At 68.2% G+C, this 16632-nt stretch carries 14 protein-coding genes and 3 tRNA genes; 6 read left to right on the forward strand and 11 right to left on the reverse strand.

Annotation, left to right across the window (positions count from 1 at the left end):
- Nucleotides 1-8: 8 nt before the first annotated feature.
- Complete coding sequence (locus ACYBYQ_RS07650; RefSeq protein ID WP_459618154.1) at nt 9-371, forward strand: hypothetical protein; 363 nt, start codon at nt 9-11, stop codon at nt 369-371.
- 9 nt (nt 372-380) lie between these two features.
- Here the strand turns inward: ACYBYQ_RS07650 and ACYBYQ_RS07655 are convergent, their stop codons facing one another.
- From ACYBYQ_RS07655 to ACYBYQ_RS07665, 3 genes are all read right to left on the reverse strand, one after another.
- A complete protein-coding gene (locus ACYBYQ_RS07655; RefSeq protein ID WP_459618155.1) occupies nt 381-644 on the reverse strand; it encodes a hypothetical protein in 264 nt (87 codons plus the stop codon).
- A gap of 80 nt (nt 645-724) precedes the next feature.
- The gene (locus ACYBYQ_RS07660) at nt 725-922 is read right to left on the reverse strand and encodes a DUF3606 domain-containing protein (protein WP_459618156.1); all 198 of its coding nucleotides are present in this window, start codon (nt 920-922) and stop codon (nt 725-727) included.
- A gap of 295 nt (nt 923-1217) precedes the next feature.
- Nucleotides 1218-1294, reverse strand: a tRNA-Met gene (locus ACYBYQ_RS07665).
- Nucleotides 1295-1444: 150 nt separating this feature from the next.
- Between ACYBYQ_RS07665 and ACYBYQ_RS07670 the strand changes: the two genes are divergently transcribed.
- Nucleotides 1445-2707, forward strand: coding sequence for a DDE-type integrase/transposase/recombinase (locus tag ACYBYQ_RS07670; RefSeq protein WP_459618157.1), 1263 nt, complete (start codon nt 1445-1447; stop codon nt 2705-2707).
- Nucleotides 2708-2776: 69 nt separating this feature from the next.
- Here the strand turns inward: ACYBYQ_RS07670 and egtB are convergent, their stop codons facing one another.
- Both egtB and egtD read right to left on the reverse strand, forming a co-directional pair.
- Entirely contained in the window at nt 2777-4114 is a 1338-nt protein-coding gene (egtB, locus tag ACYBYQ_RS07675) for an ergothioneine biosynthesis protein EgtB (RefSeq protein WP_459618158.1), read from the reverse strand.
- Nucleotides 4107-5081: an L-histidine N(alpha)-methyltransferase gene (gene egtD, locus ACYBYQ_RS07680; protein ID WP_459618159.1), complete on the reverse strand. Its 975-nt coding sequence runs from the start codon at nt 5079-5081 to the stop codon at nt 4107-4109. The genes egtB and egtD overlap by 8 nt, the downstream gene beginning before the upstream one ends.
- Nucleotides 5082-5334: 253 nt before the next feature.
- Here egtD and ACYBYQ_RS07685 point away from each other — a divergent pair, with 253 nt between their 5' ends.
- Entirely contained in the window at nt 5335-5919 is a 585-nt protein-coding gene (locus tag ACYBYQ_RS07685; protein ID WP_459618160.1) for a hypothetical protein, read from the forward strand.
- Nucleotides 5907-7316, forward strand: a complete 1410-nt coding sequence (locus ACYBYQ_RS07690; protein ID WP_459618161.1) for a phospholipase D-like domain-containing protein — start codon at nt 5907-5909, stop codon at nt 7314-7316. Before ACYBYQ_RS07685 ends, ACYBYQ_RS07690 begins: the two co-directional genes overlap by 13 nt.
- A gap of 12 nt (nt 7317-7328) precedes the next feature.
- Here ACYBYQ_RS07690 and ACYBYQ_RS07695 read toward each other — a convergent pair whose 3' ends face one another.
- The 5 genes from ACYBYQ_RS07695 to ACYBYQ_RS07715 all read right to left on the reverse strand — a co-directional run bounded on the left by ACYBYQ_RS07695 (nt 7329) and on the right by ACYBYQ_RS07715 (nt 12895).
- Complete coding sequence (locus tag ACYBYQ_RS07695; protein ID WP_459618162.1) at nt 7329-8990, reverse strand: FMN-binding glutamate synthase family protein; 1662 nt, start codon at nt 8988-8990, stop codon at nt 7329-7331.
- Between the two features lie 83 nt (nt 8991-9073).
- A complete protein-coding gene (locus ACYBYQ_RS07700; protein ID WP_459618163.1) occupies nt 9074-10297 on the reverse strand; it encodes a YeeE/YedE family protein in 1224 nt (407 codons plus the stop codon).
- Nucleotides 10298-10330: 33 nt separating this feature from the next.
- Nucleotides 10331-11623 (reverse strand): arsenic transporter, encoded by a 1293-nt coding sequence (locus ACYBYQ_RS07705; protein WP_459618164.1) that lies wholly within the window; start codon nt 11621-11623, stop codon nt 10331-10333.
- A 34-nt stretch (nt 11624-11657) separates the two neighbouring features.
- Entirely contained in the window at nt 11658-12602 is a 945-nt protein-coding gene (locus tag ACYBYQ_RS07710) for an AEC family transporter (RefSeq protein WP_459618165.1), read from the reverse strand.
- A gap of 208 nt (nt 12603-12810) precedes the next feature.
- A tRNA-Leu gene (locus ACYBYQ_RS07715) sits at nt 12811-12895 on the reverse strand.
- A 92-nt stretch (nt 12896-12987) separates the two neighbouring features.
- On the opposite strand from ACYBYQ_RS07715, the gene ACYBYQ_RS07720 reads away from it, so the two are divergent.
- A complete protein-coding gene (locus tag ACYBYQ_RS07720) occupies nt 12988-13602 on the forward strand; it encodes a tRNA-uridine aminocarboxypropyltransferase (RefSeq protein WP_459618166.1) in 615 nt (204 codons plus the stop codon).
- Between the two features lie 131 nt (nt 13603-13733).
- Here the strand turns inward: ACYBYQ_RS07720 and ACYBYQ_RS07725 are convergent.
- Nucleotides 13734-13818, reverse strand: a tRNA-Leu gene (locus ACYBYQ_RS07725).
- A 285-nt stretch (nt 13819-14103) separates the two neighbouring features.
- On the opposite strand from ACYBYQ_RS07725, the gene rnr reads away from it, so the two are divergent.
- The gene (rnr, locus tag ACYBYQ_RS07730; protein ID WP_459618167.1) at nt 14104-16566 is read left to right on the forward strand and encodes a ribonuclease R; all 2463 of its coding nucleotides are present in this window, start codon (nt 14104-14106) and stop codon (nt 16564-16566) included.
- The last annotated feature ends 66 nt before the right edge of the window (nt 16567-16632 follow it).

Below are 16632 nucleotides of genomic sequence, written 5' to 3' on the forward strand. Positions count from 1 at the left end.
AGAGCGCCATGCCACATCGCGTCCTGTTTCCATTCATCCTATGGGCTGCGGCCATGCTGCCTGCGGCCTACGCGGCCGAGCCGGCCTCCGCGCCCCGGCCGGACGACCCTGCGAATCCCCGCCGTGCCGACCCTGCCCAGAAGCCGTCCACGTCGTCCAGACCCACGGTCCCCACGGGCGTGAGCGGCGAACCGGGCAGCGACGTGCCGCCGGCCGGCTCCCGCCCCTCTCCCGAGGGGCAGCCGCCCGGGCCGCCGCAGCCCACGCCCGGCCAGGGAACCGTGAAAGGATCCAGCGCCAGCCCTGTCCAGGGCGGCGTGCCACCCGGCGGCAGCGGCGGTCCGCCCGACCCCGGCGCAGGCAGCCGTTGAGAAGGCGGCTCAATCCCCCCGGCCTATGCCCGCCACGCCGGCAGCCGGCGGCTCCAGGGCCGGGGCCTCGCCGTTGAGGTCCGCCACGTGGATCCCGGCCAGCCGCGTGCCATCCTGCACCGCAGCCTCGGCGCAGGGGTAGGTCTTGGTGATGGGAATCCGGTTGGCGTCAGCCTCCAGCGTGCCGGGCGGCATGAGGAGATAGGCGATATGCCAGCCGCCGTCCTGTTCCACCGGATCCTCCAGGCGGAATCGCCATCGTTGCTCGTCCATGGTGCTCCTCCATCGGGCGGGCGCAGATCTGCGCGTCCGCGGTAAGAATGGGCCTCGAATAGGCCACGGGCCGGGCGGATTCAGCTCGTCCGGCCCGTGGCCGGAGTCTGGAGATACGACGTCACGGCATCCAGTTCGGTTCCGACCTGGCGCACCGCCTCGTCCAATTGTTCGGCCGTCACGCCGAAACGCTGGCACCAATACTGCCGCTCGGTCGGATCCTCCAGCGAGACGCGCGATCGATCCCGGGGGGTATGTGCGGGGGTGTCCTGTGTCATGGCTGCGCTCCTGTGGCATGAAAGTCGCGATAGTGGAGCAAGCTGCGTGCCGGTGGGGCGCGCAGCAGCGAGCCGCTAAGCTGTCATGCGAGTGGGATAAGCTCCACTTGGCCGTGCTCCTGCAACACACTTGGCAGTGCCCCTGCAACATGGAAGGAGACGTTGTGTGCGTAAACACACGTTTGCCGCCTGGCTTGTGGCGGCTTCCCCCGTTTACGGGGTAGAGCCCGTCGGCATTGTGATGCCGCAGAGCCAAAGAAAACGGCCCGCATTGCTGCGGGCCGCTTGTAATACCTGGTGGCGCATCCCTGATTCGAACAGGGGACCTGCGGATTATGATTCCGTCGCTCTAACCGGCTGAGCTAATGCGCCATGCTTGCGAAGACAAAAATTCTAGCACGACAGTTTTTGTTCATGCAAGTCTGAGCCTTGTCCAATATGACATGAGTCTGGAGCGGGGGGTCTGATTCCACCATGAGATGAGTCTGGAGCGGGGTTGAGCAGGACGTCGATCATCAGGAGATGATGTTGACCCTGCAAGATGATCGGCTCACCAGCCTAGAGAGCCTGGAGGCGTTTGTCGCCGGTACTGCCGGCCTGGCGCCGCAGGTTTCGGGCAGCGAGGCCGAACGCCACGCCCACGTCCAGGACGTGCTCCAGCGCTTCAGATACGCCAAGTTGTCTCGACGCCACAAGGGCGTGGTGTTGCGTTATCTATTGCACACCAGCGGCTACTCGCGCCAGCACCTCACCCGGCTGGTGGGCCGGTTTGTGTCGCACGCCCCGCTGGGTCAGCGCAAGTCGCCCGCGCAGGGGTTTCGGCGCCGCTACACCGAGGACGATGCCCGGCTGCTGGCGTACACCGATGCCGTGCACGACACGCTCAGCGGGGCGGCAACCTGCCACCTGTTGCGCCGCGCCTGGTTGGTCTATGGAGATGCCCACTACCGGCGCCTGGCCACGCTCTCGGTGTCACACCTGTACAACCTGCGCAAGAGCCGCGCCTACCGCAACGCCCGTGGCCACTGGGACGGCACTCGCCCCAGCAAGGCGGTCTCCATTGGACTGCGACAGCCACCGCGCCCCGAAGGCCGGGCGGGCTTCATCCGCATCGACAGCGTGCACCAAGGCGAGGTCGACGGCGCCAAGGGGGTCTACTACATCAACGCCGTGGACTGCGTCACCCAGTGGCAGGTCCTGGCCTGCTGCCAGCGCATCTCCGAGGCCTTTTTACTGCCCGTGCTCGAAGAACTGCTCGCCGGCTTCCCCTTCCAGATCCTCGGGGTGCACGCCGACAACGGCAGCGAATACATCAATCACCGCGTCGCCGAGCTACTGCACAAGCTCAATGTCGAGTTCACCAAGTCCCGGCCCCGACACAGCAATGACAACGCCCTGGTCGAGTCCAAGAATGGCAGCGTCGTACGCAAAACCTTCGGCTACGCCCACATCCCGCAAAAGCACGCCCAGGCCGTCAACGCCTTCTGCCAGCAACACCTCAACCCGTACCTGAACTTCCACAGGCCCTGCCTGTTCGGCAGGCAACGAAGCGATAACCGAGGAAAGATCAAGATCGACTACCCCGCCAAACTGGTCAAGACGCCCTTGGAAAAACTCCTCAGCCTGGCCCCCGAACTGCGTAACCTCAAAGACGGCATCTCCGAGCAAGACCTCCTCTGGCAGGCCCGCGTCATGAGCGATAATCAGGCCGCCGAGCAGCTACAAAAACACCGTTCGGCGTTGTTCGATTCCATTATTCGACGTCGGGCTGAACTGGCCGCTTAAAACCCTCTCGGCGGCCTCCTTTCAGACTCATCTCCGAATTGGAAACGACTGTCTGGCGGCATGGGCGCTTCAGGCATCGCGTGCCAGCCGGATCCCGGAGAACTGCCAGCGGGCTTCGGGTGGAAAGAAGTTGCGGTACGTGGGGCGCAAGTGGCCGCGCGGGGTGACGCAGGAGCCGCCCCGCAGCACGTATTGGTTGCACATGAACTTGCCGTTGTATTCGCCCACGGCGCCCGCCGGGGGAGTGAATCCAGGGTAGGCGTCGTAGGCGCTGCTGGTCCATTCCCAGGCGTCGCCATACAGCTGCGCGGGCGCGCCGTCGTGGCGGGCGCCGGCGGGCCGCGGGGCCAGGTGGCCGCTTTCCAGCAGGTTGGCGCGCGCCTCCTGCGCGGAAGGGTCGCCGGCCTGGCGGGCGGCATGTTCCCATTCGGCTTCGCGGGGCAGGCGCACGCGGGCCCAGCGGGCATAGGCGTCGGCCTCGTAGTAGCTCACGTGCACGACCGGCGCGAGCGGATCCAGGGGCTGCATGCCGTGCAGCGTGTAGACCTGCCATTCCTGCTTCTCGCCCTGCCAGTACAGGGGCGCCTTCCAACCATGCCGGTTGATCTCGTCCCAGCCCAGCGACAGCCACAGCTCGGGCCGGCGGTAGCCCCCGTCGAGGATGAATTCCAGGAACTCGCCCTGCGTGACGAGGCGATTGGCCAGGAAGTAGGGCGCCAGCAGCGTGTCGTGCGCCGGTCGCTCGTTGTCGAAGGCGAAGCCCTGGCCCTCGTGGCCCTGGCGCACGATGCCCCCGGCGTAGCGGGTCCAGCCCATGGGCGTGCCGGCGGGAAGGCTGCCGGCGGGCGGCTCGTCTCGATAGGGCGGGCGCAGGGGATTGCACGACAGCATGTGCTTGACGTCCGTGAGGATCAGTTCCTGGTGCTGCTGTTCGTGATTGAGCCCCAGGTCGAGCAGCGCGTCGAATTCGGGATCTTGGCCCATGTGCGCTATCAGCGCCTGCATGGCCGCATCGACGTGCTCGCGGTAGCGCAGTACGTCGGCCAGGGGCGGGCGCGACAGCAGCCCGCGCTGGGGGCGGGGGTATTTCTCGCCTATCGCGTTGTAGTAGGAATTGAAGAGCATGCGATAGCGCGGATGGAACGGTGCGCGGCCGGGATCATGGCGGCCGATCAGGAAGGTCTCGAAGAACCAGGTGGTATGCGCCAGGTGCCATTTGACCGGGCTGCAATCCGGCATCGACTGCACCTGGCAGTCTTCGGGCGACAGGGGCTGCGCCAGCTCCAGCGTCTTGCGGCGCACGGCTTCGTAGCGCTGCGCCGGGGTGCGCGTGTCGCCTGCGGCGGCGCCGGGCCGGGTCAGGAGGCAGGCCGGCTCGGCGGCGAGGAGAGAGTGGGAATCAGGCATGGGCGCAGAACACGGTGAACCAGTCGCGGCGGTCGGACCAATGACGGATCTCGCCGAAGCCCGCGCGGCGCAGCATGGCATTGAATCCGGAAACGGAATATTTGTAGGAACTCTCGGTATGGATGCTGTCGCCGGCCCCGAAGCGGCGTTGTCCGCCGGGCCACCTGACGACGAGTTCGCGGCGCGCGCGCAGGTGCATCTCGATGCGCGACAGCGCCTCGTTGAAGCATGCGCGGTGCTCCCAGTCCTGGACGCGGAAATCGCTGCCCAGCAGCGCGTTGACGTGGCGCAGCAGATTGAGGTTGAAGGCGGCGGTGAGCTGGAGCGCGTCGTCGTAGGCGGGTTCGAGGACCTCGCGCGGCTTGATGCGGTCTACGCCCACCAGCAATGCGCCGCCGGCGCACTGGGCGCGTATGCGCTCGAGCATGGCCACCGCCTCGTCCGGCGGGAGGTTGCCGATGCTGGAGCCGGGATAGAAGGCCAGCCGTCCCGTGGGCGGTATGTCGTCGGGCAGGTCCAGTTGCCGGGAGAAATCCTGTCCGAGCGGGCTGATCCCGATGTCGGGATGGGCATGGCGCAGCCGGGTGACGGCTTCGTTGAGGTAGTCGGCCGAGATGTCGATCGGCACGTAGCGCCTGGGCTGCAGGACCGGGAACAGCTTCTCGGCCTTGGCGCAGTCGCCGGCGCCCAGGTCGATGAGGGTCTCCACCGGGCCGACGTGGGCGGCGATGTCGGGCGCGTAGGCGCGCAGGATCTCGGCTTCGCAGCGCGTAGGGTAGTACTCGGGCAGCTGGGTGATGGCGGTGAACAGGCTGGAGCCCAGTGTGTCGTACAGGTACTTGGGGCTGATGTACGGCGCTTCGGCGAGCAGGCCTGCACGCAGCTCCGCCGCGTCGTCGGGGCCTGGTCCGCCATGCGGCGGAAGGGCTGGCGCAGGAGAGGCGTGCAGCGGGGTGGAGCGTGCCATGCGTGCGTTCCTCGAAAAGGGGAGCGGGCGCCCTCGCGCATGCGGGCCGTTCTATTGTGCCCGGGGGGAGGTCTGCGGTGTCAAGGCGTGCCGCTCGAATGCAATGGACTTTTACGAAATGCGGGAAGCCGGCGTCGGCAGCCGCTGTGGCGGAAATACTGCATTACGGGTCGTTGCCAATCCTCAGGCAAGCCCGGGGCCCGCCTGGTAACAATAGCGTCGTACGTAGCCTGTAATGGCCTGGAGAAGAGTTATGTCCACCCTCGTGGTCGCGCGATTCGACAGCGTGCCGTCGGCACGCAGCGCAGCCCACGCCCTCATCGCCGACGGATTCCGCGAAGACGCCGTCAGCATGTTCTATGGCGATCCGCCGAACGCGGGACGCGACGGGCCGCTGCGCGTGGGCCCCGACCTGCGCACGCGCACGGGGCGCTATGGCGCGGTGGCCAGCGTGGCCGCGCTTGCGATGCTGGGTGCGCTGCTGGGCGTGGTCGCCACGCTGCTGCTGGGCCATGAGGGTACGCTCGCCCTGGTGGTCGGCGCATCGTCCGGGGCCTACGTGGGAGCGCTGGCCGGCGCGCTATGGGTGGTGGCCGGCTTGCGGCGCGCGCAGGAAGCCTATGGCGCCGGCGGCGTGCTGGGCAGGGTGATCCTGGTTGCGGTGCAGGCCCACCCCGACGATGCCGAAGCCGCAGCGACCCTGCTGCGTGACGCCGGCGGGGTACGGGTGGATGCGGCGCGCGGACGCTGGCGCGCCGGGCGCTGGACGGAGCTGGACCCGGTGCGGCGCACTGTGCCGCCGCCCCAGGCGGCGCACCGTACCCAATGGCAACCCTGAATGCAATCCGACTGCACCTCGCTGCGTCCTCCGCCGCATGGCGGCTGGGCGGCCTGATTGTCGTCCTCCTGGTGTCGGCCTGTGCCAGCCTGCCGGACACCCGCCAATTGCGCGCGCAGCATGCGCAGGTGGCGCGTGCGGCCGACAGCAGCCGCAGCAGCTACGAACGGGGCCGCGAGATCGCCGGCCGTGTGGGCGCGAGCGGCCGCGCCGAAGATTTCCTGGCTTATCACCTGGCCGTGGAAGAAGCGGTCAGCGGCGCGCCGCTGGTGCCGGGCAACCGGGTCGCGCTGCTCACCGACGGCGAAGCGGTGTATCGCGAAATGCTGGAGGCGATCTCCCGTGCACGGCGCTACGTGCACATGGAAACCTACATCTTCGAGGACGACGAGCAGGGGCGCAGGTTCGCCGATGCGCTGATCGCGGCCCGGGCGCGCAATGTGCAGGTGGCGCTGATGGTCGATGCGGTGGGCACCATGTCGACGCCGGACGCGTTGTTCGATCGATTGCGCCAGGCCGGCGTGCTGGTGGCGGTGTTCAATCCGCTCAATCCGGCCGAGGCGCGGGCGGGCTGGTCGCCCAACCAGCGCAACCACCGCAAGGTGCTGGTGGTGGACGGCGAGGTGGGTTTCCTGGGCGGCATGAACATCAGCAGCGTCTATGCGTCGGGATCCCTGTCCGACGCCGGCGAGCAGACGCGGGGTACGCCGTGGCGCGACACGCACATGGCGATACGCGGTCCCGGCGTGGCCGAGCTGGAGCGCATATTGCGCGATGGCTGGGAGTCCCAGGGCGGGCCGCCGCTGCCTCAGTGGATCACGCTGCGGCCGCCGCCGCGGCAAGGCGACCTGGTGGTGCGCGTGCTGGTCAACGATCCGCAGCACCAGGATGGCTACACGGTATATCTGACGCTGATGTCCGCCTTCGCCAGCGCGCAGAAGTCCATACACATCACCATGGCCTACTTCGTGCCGGATCCGGCCTTCCTCGAGGTGCTGGAGCAGGCGGCGCGGCGTGGGGTCGACGTGGTGCTGATACTGCCCGGTTTCAGCGATTTCTCGCTGGTGTTCCATGCCGGCCGGTCGCATTACGAGCGCTTGCTGCGTGCCGGCGTCAAGATCTACGAGCGGCGCGATGCGCTGCTGCACGCCAAGACCGCCGTGGTCGACGGCGTGTGGTCCACGGTGGGCTCGAGCAACCTGGACTGGCGCAGTTTCGCGCTCAACTACGAGATCAATGCGGTGATCCTGGGCGCCGACTTCGGGCGCCAGATGGAGGCGCAGTTTGCCCGCGACCTCGGCAACGCCGTGCCGGTGCGCCTGCAGGACTGGCGCCGGCGCGGCCTGGACGACCGCTTCATGGAAGTCTTCTCGCGTTTGTTCGAGCGCTGGCTGTAGGGTGTTGCGTACTCAGGCGGTGGCCGCTTCGGCGCGGCGATTGAGCTCGGCCACGGCCGACGTGATGTCGGTGATGGGCTGGAACGACTCCGCGCGCGCCATGTGCCAGCCTATCCGGAAAACGTCGTGCCGGAACTGGCCGGCCAGCAGCTCGCCTGGCGCCAGTTCCGGGAACAGCGCCGACAGCAGCCGCACTTCATGCGAGGAAATGCGTCGGGCGATGTGATGCGGCCGCAACTGGGACGGATGGGTCAGGCCGCAGGCCTCCAGCAGTTCCGACAGGGCATGCAGCGTGTTGCGGTGGAAGTTCGCCACGCGCTGCGCCTTGTCGGGCACGACCAGGGCGCGCTGGCGCAGCGGATCCTGGGCGGTCACGCCAGTGGGGCATTTGCCGGTATGGCAGGCCTGCGCCTGGATGCAGCCGATCGCGAACATGAAGCCCCGCGCCGAATTGCACCAGTCCGCTCCCAGGGCCATGACGCGGGCCATGTCGAAGGCCGTGATGATCTTGCCCGAGGCCCCGAGCCGGATGCGCTCGCGCAGGTTGACGCCGATGAGCGTGTTGTGCACCAGCCGCAGCGCTTCGCGCAGCGGCGTGCCGACATGGTCGACGAACTCCACGGGCGCGGCCCCCGTGCCGCCTTCCGCGCCGTCGACCACGATGAAGTCGGGCGTGATTCCGGTCTGCAGCATGGCTTTCACGATGGCGAACCATTCCCATGGGTGGCCCATGCAGAACTTGAAGCCCACGGGCCTGCCCTCGGAGAGCTCGCGCAGCCGGGCGATGAAGTGCATCAGGCCGATGGGCGAATCGAACGCGCTGTGCATGGGCGGGGAGTTGCAGTCCCGGCCGGCCGGGACGCCGCGCGCCTCGGCGATCTCGGCGGTGACCTTGTTGCCGGGCAGGATGCCGCCATGGCCCGGCTTTGCGCCTTGCGACAGCTTGATCTCGATCATCTTCACGGCCGGGGTGCAGGCGTTGCGCACGAAAGCTTCTTCGGAGAAGGCGCCATGTTCGTCGCGGCAGCCGAAATAGCCCGATCCGATGTTCCAGATCAGGTCGCCGCCGGGCTGCCGATGGTAGCGGCTGATGCCGCCTTCACCGGTGTCGTGTGCGAACCTGTCGAGGCGGGCGCCTTCGTTCAGCGCGAGGACGGCGTTGGCCGACAGGGCCCCGAAGCTCATGGCGGAAATGTTCAGCACCGACATTGCATAGGGCTGGCGGCAGTCGGGGCCGCCCACGGTGACGCGGAAATCGGCATCCGCCACGTGCGAGGGCGTCATCGAATGATTGATCCACTCGTAGCGGTCGCCGTAGACGTCCTGCTGGGTACCGAACGGGCGCTTGTCGATCTCCTGCTTGGCGCGCTGGTAGACGATGGAGCGCTGCGCGCGCGAGAAAGGCGCGGCCTGGGTGTCGTCTTCCAGGAAGTACTGACGGATCTCGGGGCGGATGAACTCGAACAGGAAGCGCAGGTTGCCCAGCACCGGGTAGTTGCGGCGGATCGCGTGGCGCGTCTGGATCAGGTCGTATGCGCCCAGCGCGGCCAACATGAGCAGCGGCACGGCGGCCCAGGCCCACCCTGCGGAACCTGACGCGGCCAGCAGGGTGGTGACGACGGCGCCGGTCAGGACCAGCACGAAGGCCGTGTAGCGGCCGGCAATCCAGCTCATTTCCGTCTCCTGGCGGGTAGAGGATGGCGCCCACCATACCAGAAGGCGGTTGCGGGCGACGGCGCCGCCGCCTGCGATGCCGGCTAGCAGCTGCCGGCCGGCGTCTTCTCCACGGCCAGTCCGAACCAGGGCCGCAGGCGCACGCCCAGGGCGCTGCCCAGGAACGCGGCGGGCAGCCACAGCCAGGCGTGCAGGCTGCCCGAGAGTATCCCGCTGAAATAGGCGCCGATGTTGCAGCCATAGGCCAGGCGCGAACCGTAGCCCAGCAGCAGTCCGCCGATCACTGCGCCCACCAGCATGCGCCCGGGCACCTTCCATACGGGAGCGAACTTGCCCGAGGCGGCTGCCGCCGCGAGCGCGCCCAGCATCAGCCCGATGTCCATCACGCTGGTGATGTCGGCGCGCACCGGGGCCGCCAGCGCGGCCTGCTGCTTGGCCCAGTAGGTCCACGACGCCACGTCCACGCCAACGGCATCGAGCGCCTTCGCGCCCCACAGTGCGAAGGCCGACGTGATGCCCCAGGGCCGGCCCGCCAGCGCCAGCGTGGCGAAGTTGAGGACGACCAGCGCCACGGCGCCCCAGATCATGGGCCAGGGGCCGCGCAGCAGCGAGGCGGGCGACGAGGTGGTGAGGGCCGAAGAGACCAGCCGGCCGTGGCGCCGCCGCTCCAGCCAGAGCGTCAGGGCGGCAATGGCCGCGAACACGGCCAGGTTGGCCGCCAGCGCCGCGCCCACGCCCCAGGTCTGCACCAGAGAGGTGGGGGGCAGGGCCGGCAGCTGCGACCACCAGCCGAAGTTGGCGGTGGCCAGCACCGAGCCCACGATGAAGAAGAGCAGGGTCACGACCATGCGGGTGTTGCCGCCGCCCACTGCGAACAGCGTGCCGGAGGCGCAGCCGCCGCCCAGCTGCATGCCCATGCCGAAGAGGAACGCGCCGAGCAGCACGGATACGCCGGGCGGCGAGACGAAGCCGCTGACCGGCTGGCCGAAGAGCATGCCCTGGGCGAGGAACGGGAAGAACAGCAGCACGCCTATGGCCAGCAGGGCCATCTGCGCGCGCAGCCCGGCGCCGCGGCGGTCGGACACGAACACGCGCCAGGCCTGGGTGAAGCCGAACGAGGCGTGATAGAGCGCCACCCCCAGCAGGGCGCCCACGATCCACAGGGCGCTCTGGCGCCAGCCCACGGTCTGCAGCAGGTACAGCGTGCCGGCCAGCAGCGCCAGCAGCGCGAACCCGAGCGGCCGGGGATTGATGCGCACGGGGGGCAGGGAAGCAGGGGTGGGCAGGATGCCGGTGTTCTGGGTCATGGTGTGAGGCCTGGTGTGACGAAGCAGTTGTGGTCAGCCGTGCAGCCATTGCAGCCAGGCCGCCAGGGCTGCCAGCGTTACCAGCAGTACGGGCACCGTCAGAACGATGCCGATCCGGAAATAGTAACTCCAGGTGATGACCAGGCCCTTGCGCGCCAGCACATGCAGCCACAGCAGGGTGGCCAGGCTGCCTATGGGGGTGATCTTCGGGCCGAGGTCGCTGCCGATCACGTTGGCGTAGATCATCGCTTCGCGCACCACGCCGCTGGTCTGCGTATCGGCGATGGACAGGGCGCCCACCAGCACGGTGGGGAGGTTGTTCATGAGGGACGAGAGCAGCGCCGTGGCCAGCCCCGTGCCCAGCGCGGCGGCCCACACGCCGTGGTCGGCGCAGCGCTGCAGGAAGTCGGTGAGGTAAGTGGTGAGCCCGGCATTGCGCAGCCCGTAGACCACCAGGTACATGCCCAGGGAGAACACCACGATGTGCCAGGGCGCCTCGCGCATGATGCGGCGCGTGCCGACGATGTGCTGGCGGCCGGCGACCAGCGCCAGGCCCAGTGCTCCGGCGGCGGCCACCGCGCTGATCGGGATGCCCAGCGGTTCCAGCACCAGGAAGCCTGCCAGCAGCAGCGCCAGCGCCACCCAGCCGGCGCGGAAGGTAACCGGGTCCCGCACGGCGCTGGCCGGCTCGGGCAGCAGCGCAGCCGGGTAACGGGGCTCCACGTCGCGGCCGAAGCGCAGCCACAGCACCGCCAGCGTGGCGGCCACAGCCGCCAGGTTCACCGGCGCCATCACGGCGGCGTAGGCGCCGAAGCCGATGCCGAAGAAGTCGGCCGACACGATGTTCACCAGATTGGAGATGATGAGCGGCAGGCTGCCGGTGTCCGCGATGAATCCCGCCGCCATCACGAAGGCCAGCGTGGCCGCGGGCCCGAAGCCCAGCGCCAGCAGCATTTCCATGACGATGGGCGTGAGGATCAGCGCTGCCCCGTCGTTGGCGAACAGCGCGGTCACGACCGCTCCCAGCAGTATCACGAGCACGAACAGCCGCGGTCCGCGTCCTGCGCCCCAGCGCGCCACATGCAGCGCGCACCAGCGGAAGAATCCGGCGTGGTCCAGGATCACGCTGGTGATGATGATGGCGATGAAGGTGGCGGTGGCATTCCATACGATGCCCCATACGACGACGATGTCCGCAGGGCTGACCACGCCGGTGAGCAGCGCCAGGGCGGCGCCCAGCGAGGCGCTCCAGCCTATGCCCAGGCCTCTGGGCTGGGCGATGACGAGGAACAGGGTCAGCGCGAAGATGGCGACGGCGGGCAGCATGATGTCGGGACAGCGGATCTCAGAACAGCGGGTGTCAGGGCACGGGATGCCGGCCGATCCATGCGACGAGCAGGCTCACCGTGACGACGGACCCCACGGTGGACCAGAGGATGGCCCGGGCCGCCAGGCCGGCATCGCGGCCATAGAGCTGAGCCAGCATGAAAGGCCCCGTGCCTATCGGCAGGGCGCTCATCAGCACGGCGCTCCATGCCCATACCGGCGGCATCGAGAACACCTGGAAGGCCAGCAGCGCCGTGGCGGCAGGCTGCAGCAGCAGCTTGGCGGCCACCAGCCGGACCACTGCCGCCGTCTGCCCGCCGGTGCGCGTCTGGGCGAGGAACAGGCCGATGGTGACGAGCGCGCAGGGGCTGGCCGAGGCGCCCAGCAGTTCGGTGTAGCGGTCGATTCCCGAAGGCAGCGGCACGCCGGTGCATGCCCAGGCCAGGCCCAGCACCGGGGACGCCAGAAGCGGATTGCGCGCGAGCGCCCAGGCCACCTTGCCCAGCGTGCGCAGGGGATGCCGGCTCTTGTGCGTCTCGAATTCCATCATGGCGATGGTGATGCCGAACAGGGCGCAGGCGGTGAGCAGCATGGCGACGATGGCGGGCGGGAGGCTGCCCGGCCCGAGCAGCGCCAGGCACAGGGGCAGGCCCATGTAGCCGGCGTTGGCATAGGATGCTGTCAGCCCGTCCAGGATGCGAATGCCGCGATCTGCCCCATGCCGGGTGCCGGCCCACCATGCCGCGGCGAATGCCGCCGCGGCGCCGCCCGAGAATGCGCCGACGAAGCCCGCGTCGACGAGCTGGTCCGGGCGGGTGGTGGCCATGGCGCGGAACAACAGCACCGGCAGCGACAGGTACACCACGTAGCGGTTGAGCGCTTCCGTGGCCGAAGCGCCGAGCACGCGGCTGCGCGCAGCGATCCAGCCGGTCAGGATGAGCGCGAAGACCGGCAGGGCGGCATTGAATACGGCATTCATGGCGGCGGGGGCGGCGGGCGCGAAGGCGCCATTCTAGGTCCGGTACGAACGAAAGAGGAGCATAGGCTCGACCTGGCCTCCTGGCTTGGCCCGCTGCCGGGACGAAAAAAAACCCGACGCTCAAGCGATCGGGCTTTCTTGCTGCTTGCCTGTTTCACCGCGGGCCTGCCGGACCTTTTACGGCCGGACCGCCTGTGATCGATACGGGTGGTGCCCAGGAGAGGACTCGAACCTCCACACCTTGCGGCACATGGACCTGAACCATGCGCGTCTACCAATTCCGCCACCTGGGCACTGTGTTTTCGGGCGTTGCCGCCGTCGAACATCAGAGCCGCGCATTATGCACAGTTTTTCGGCGGCGCGCAAGTCGAACGATAATGTGCGCATGTCCCGGATCCGCTGTCCGCGCTGCGCGCGCCCCGCCACGCATTGCCTGTGCGCCACCATCCCGCGTCTGCCCAGTCGCACCCGGGTGGTGATCCTGCAGCATCCCGACGAGGCGCGGCATCCGCTGAACACGGCCCGGCTCGCCGCGCTGGCGCTGCAGGCTGCCTCGCTGCGGCAGGGCACGGCATTCGGGCCTTCCGATTGGGAGGTGCCCGGCCTGCCATCCTGGCTGCTCTTTCCCGGCCCGCAGGCGCGGGTGCTGGAGCCCGGCGCCCCCGGCATGGAGGGGGGCGTGCTGGTCGTGCCCGACGCGTCCTGGCGCAAGGCGCGCGGCCTGCTGCATCGCAGTCCGGCCCTGGCCGCGCTGCCGCGGGTGATGCTGCCGCCGGGACTGCCCGCCCGCTACCGCATACGCCATGCGGACGAGGCCGGCGCGCTGTCGACGTTGGAAGCCATCGCGCATGCGCTGGATCTGATCGAGGCGCCGGCATCGTTCGGGGCCATGCTGCAGCCGCTCGACGCCATGGTGCAGGCGCAGATCGATGCCATGGGGCCGGAGCGTTATCGCCGGCACCACGTGCTGCGGCAGGGCACACGCACCAAGCCGGGCTGAGACGCGGCTGCCCGCCGTGCACGGCAGGCCTGGAAAGCAAAACCCCCGCAAGCCTTGCGGCTGCGGGGGTTGCCCGAGGATACCGGCGTTGCACAAGGCTGCATTGCAATCCGTATCCTTCGCGTATTCCGTGGTGCCCAGGAGAGGACTCGAACCTCCACACCTTGCGGCACATGGACCTGAACCATGCGCGTCTACCAATTCCGCCACCTGGGCACTGTATTAGCGGAGCCCTCTGGCTTGTGCTACGCTAGCTGCTTATTTTTCGCCGCTACGCGCATGCTTTGCCAGGGGGTTGCCGGCTGACTTCCGTTCTATTGAAGTGTTATTGAAGCGTTCTTGAAGTGCTCTTCTTGAAGCGTTCTTGAAAAGTCTTCTCGAAGGATTCTTCAAAAACCATGAATTCTCGAAGAATTCATGAAAAACATTCAATATTTCGGATACAGTGTCTAGCTTTGGGCAGTCCACAGAAGCTGCGCATTATAGACAGGATTTCTAGCTTTGGCAAAACGATCGAATAACGACACCTCCAATAACAACAACAGATCGACTTCGGTCTTGCCCGATGCGCCTCCCGACTTCGACCCGGACGTGCCGTCGCGGGAAGCCATCCTGAATGCCCTGCGCTCGGCTGCCGCGCCGCTGTCGCCCGACGAGCTGGCCCAGCGCATGGGCGTCGAGCGCGAGAGCACCCGCGTGGGCTTCGACCGCCGCCTCGCGGCCATGGAGCGCGACGGGCAGCTCATGCCCAACCGCAAGGGCGTGCTGCTGCTCGCCACCAAACTCGACTTCGTCGCCGGCAAGGTGCAGGGCCACCGTGACGGCTTCGGCTTCCTGTTGCGCGACGACGGCGGTCCCGACCTGTTCCTGGCGCCCCGCGAGATGCTCAAGGTGCTGCACGGCGACCGCGTGCTGGCCAAGCCTTCGGGCGAGTACCGCGGCAAGCCCGAAGGCATCATCGTCGAGGTGATCGAGCGGCGCACCAACAAGCTGGTGGGCCGGTTCCTGCACGAGCATGGCCTGTCCATCGTGGTGCCCGAAGACCAGCGCATCAAGCACGACATCCTGATCCCGCCGGGCGACACCAATGGCGCCCAGCACGGACAGGTAGTGTCGGTGGAGATCATCGAGCAGCCCACGCGCCATACGCAGCCGCTGGGCCGCGTCTATGAGGTGCTGGGCGAGATCGACGACCCGGGCATGGAAATCGAGATCGCGGTGCGCAAGTTCGACGTGCCGGTCGATTTCTCGGAGCCGGCGCGCAAGCAGGCCGCCCGGATCCCCGACGCCGTGCGCCGCAGCGACCTCAAGGGCCGCATCGACCTGCGCGACGTGCCGCTGATCACCATCGACGGCGAGGATGCGCGCGACTTCGACGACGCCGTGTACTGCGAGCCGGTGGACCTGGGCAGCGGCCAGCGCAAGCGGCCGGCCTGGCGCCTGCTGGTGGCCATTGCCGACGTGAGCCACTACGTGCGCCCCGGCGATCCGCTCGACGAGGACGCCTTCGAACGCGGCACCAGCGTGTATTTCCCGCGCCGCGTCATCCCCATGCTGCCGGAGTCGCTGTCCAACGGCCTGTGCTCGCTCAACCCAAATGTCGACCGGCTGGTGCTGGTATGCGACATGGTGATCCCGGCCTCGGGCGCCAAGGCCGGTACGGTGACGGCCTACCAGTTCTACGAAGCGGTGATGCACTCGCATGCGCGCACCACCTACACCGCCATCTGGGAGGCCCTGCAGCAGCCGACCGGACCGGCCGCACAGGCCCTGGGCAGCGTCATGCCGCACGTGCAGCACCTCCATGAGCTCTACCAGCTGCTGTCCCAGACGCGGCGCAAGCGCGGCGCCATCGATTTCGAGACCATCGAGACCAAGATCGTCTGCAACCAGCTGGGGCGCATCGAGCAGATCGTGCCGGCAGTGCGCAACGATGCGCACAAGCTCATCGAAGAGTGCATGCTGGCGGCCAACACCTGCGCTGCCGACTTCATGGCGCGCAGCAAGCATCCCGGCCTCTACCGCATCCACGAAGGGCCCACGCCCGACCGCCTGCAGTCGCTGCGCGAATTCCTGCGCACCATGGGGCTGTCCCTGGGCGGCGGCGACAGCCCCACGGCCTCCGACTACGGCGAATTCCTCGACTCGGTCCGCGGCCGGCCCGACTTTCCGCTGCTGCAGACCATGTGCCTGCGTTCGATGCAGCAGGCCGTATACAGCCCCGACAACATGGGCCACTTCGGTCTGGCCTATCCCGGCTACACCCACTTCACTTCGCCGATCCGCCGCTATCCCGACCTGCTCACGCATCGCGTGATCAAGGCGCTGCTGTCGGGTCAGCGCTACGTGCCCCGGCTCGAGGACATGCCCGTGGTGGCGGGCGGCACGGCGCGCGAACACGAGCATGCCATCTGGGAGAAGCTGGGCCTGCTGCTCTCGGCCAGCGAGCGCCGTGCCGACGAGGCCTCGCGCGACGTCGAGGCCTGGCTCAAGTGCTGGTTCGTCAAGGAGCGCGTGGGCGAAGACTTCAGCGGCACCGTCACCGGGGTGGCCAGCTTCGGCATCTTCGTCACGCTCGATACGCTGCATGTCGAGGGGCTGGTCCATGTGTCCGAGCTCGGAGGCGAGTACTTCCAGTTCAACGACGCCCTGCACGAGCTGCGCGGCGAGCGCACCGGCATGCGCTACCGCCTCACCGACAAGGTGCAGGTGCAGGTGGCGCGCGTGGACCTCGAGGCGCGCCGCATCGAATTCCGCCTGGTGCGCGGCACCAGCTTCGATGCGCTGCGCAAGGCCGCTGCGCGCAATCCCGACGAGCCGCGCCGCGTCAAGCGCGCGGCGGCGCCCAAGCCGGCCGAGCTGAAGGGCACTGCCCGCCAGCGCCGCGCCGAGGCGAAGAAGGCGTCCAAGCCGCCCAGGGCCGCCAAGTCGGCCAAGCGCGCGTCCAAGAATCCGGCCCGCTAGCCATTCGCCTGCGGCGGCGCGTCGCCACGCTGGCGCGCGCCGCAGTAACATTGCGGGGATCCGCGG

Source organism: Bordetella sp. 2513F2 (genome assembly GCF_054642735.1).

Bases quoted from the DNA above. Each gene is read 5' to 3' on its own strand.
- ACYBYQ_RS07650 (WP_459618154.1), top strand. From the start codon at position 9: ATGCCACATCGCGTCCTGTTTCCATTCATCCTATGGGCTGCGGCCATG.
- ACYBYQ_RS07655 (WP_459618155.1), bottom strand. From the start codon at position 644: ATGGACGAGCAACGATGGCGATTCCGCCTGGAGGATCCGGTGGAACAG.
- ACYBYQ_RS07660 (WP_459618156.1), bottom strand. From the start codon at position 922: ATGACACAGGACACCCCCGCACATACCCCCCGGGATCGATCGCGCGTC.
- ACYBYQ_RS07670 (WP_459618157.1), top strand. From the start codon at position 1,445: ATGATGTTGACCCTGCAAGATGATCGGCTCACCAGCCTAGAGAGCCTG.
- egtB (WP_459618158.1), bottom strand. From the start codon at position 4,114: ATGCCTGATTCCCACTCTCTCCTCGCCGCCGAGCCGGCCTGCCTCCTG.
- egtD (WP_459618159.1), bottom strand. From the start codon at position 5,081: ATGGCACGCTCCACCCCGCTGCACGCCTCTCCTGCGCCAGCCCTTCCG.
- ACYBYQ_RS07685 (WP_459618160.1), top strand. From the start codon at position 5,335: ATGTCCACCCTCGTGGTCGCGCGATTCGACAGCGTGCCGTCGGCACGC.
- ACYBYQ_RS07690 (WP_459618161.1), top strand. From the start codon at position 5,907: ATGGCAACCCTGAATGCAATCCGACTGCACCTCGCTGCGTCCTCCGCC.
- ACYBYQ_RS07695 (WP_459618162.1), bottom strand. From the start codon at position 8,990: ATGAGCTGGATTGCCGGCCGCTACACGGCCTTCGTGCTGGTCCTGACC.
- ACYBYQ_RS07700 (WP_459618163.1), bottom strand. From the start codon at position 10,297: ATGACCCAGAACACCGGCATCCTGCCCACCCCTGCTTCCCTGCCCCCC.
- ACYBYQ_RS07705 (WP_459618164.1), bottom strand. From the start codon at position 11,623: ATGCTGCCCGCCGTCGCCATCTTCGCGCTGACCCTGTTCCTCGTCATC.
- ACYBYQ_RS07710 (WP_459618165.1), bottom strand. From the start codon at position 12,602: ATGAATGCCGTATTCAATGCCGCCCTGCCGGTCTTCGCGCTCATCCTG.
- ACYBYQ_RS07720 (WP_459618166.1), top strand. From the start codon at position 12,988: ATGTCCCGGATCCGCTGTCCGCGCTGCGCGCGCCCCGCCACGCATTGC.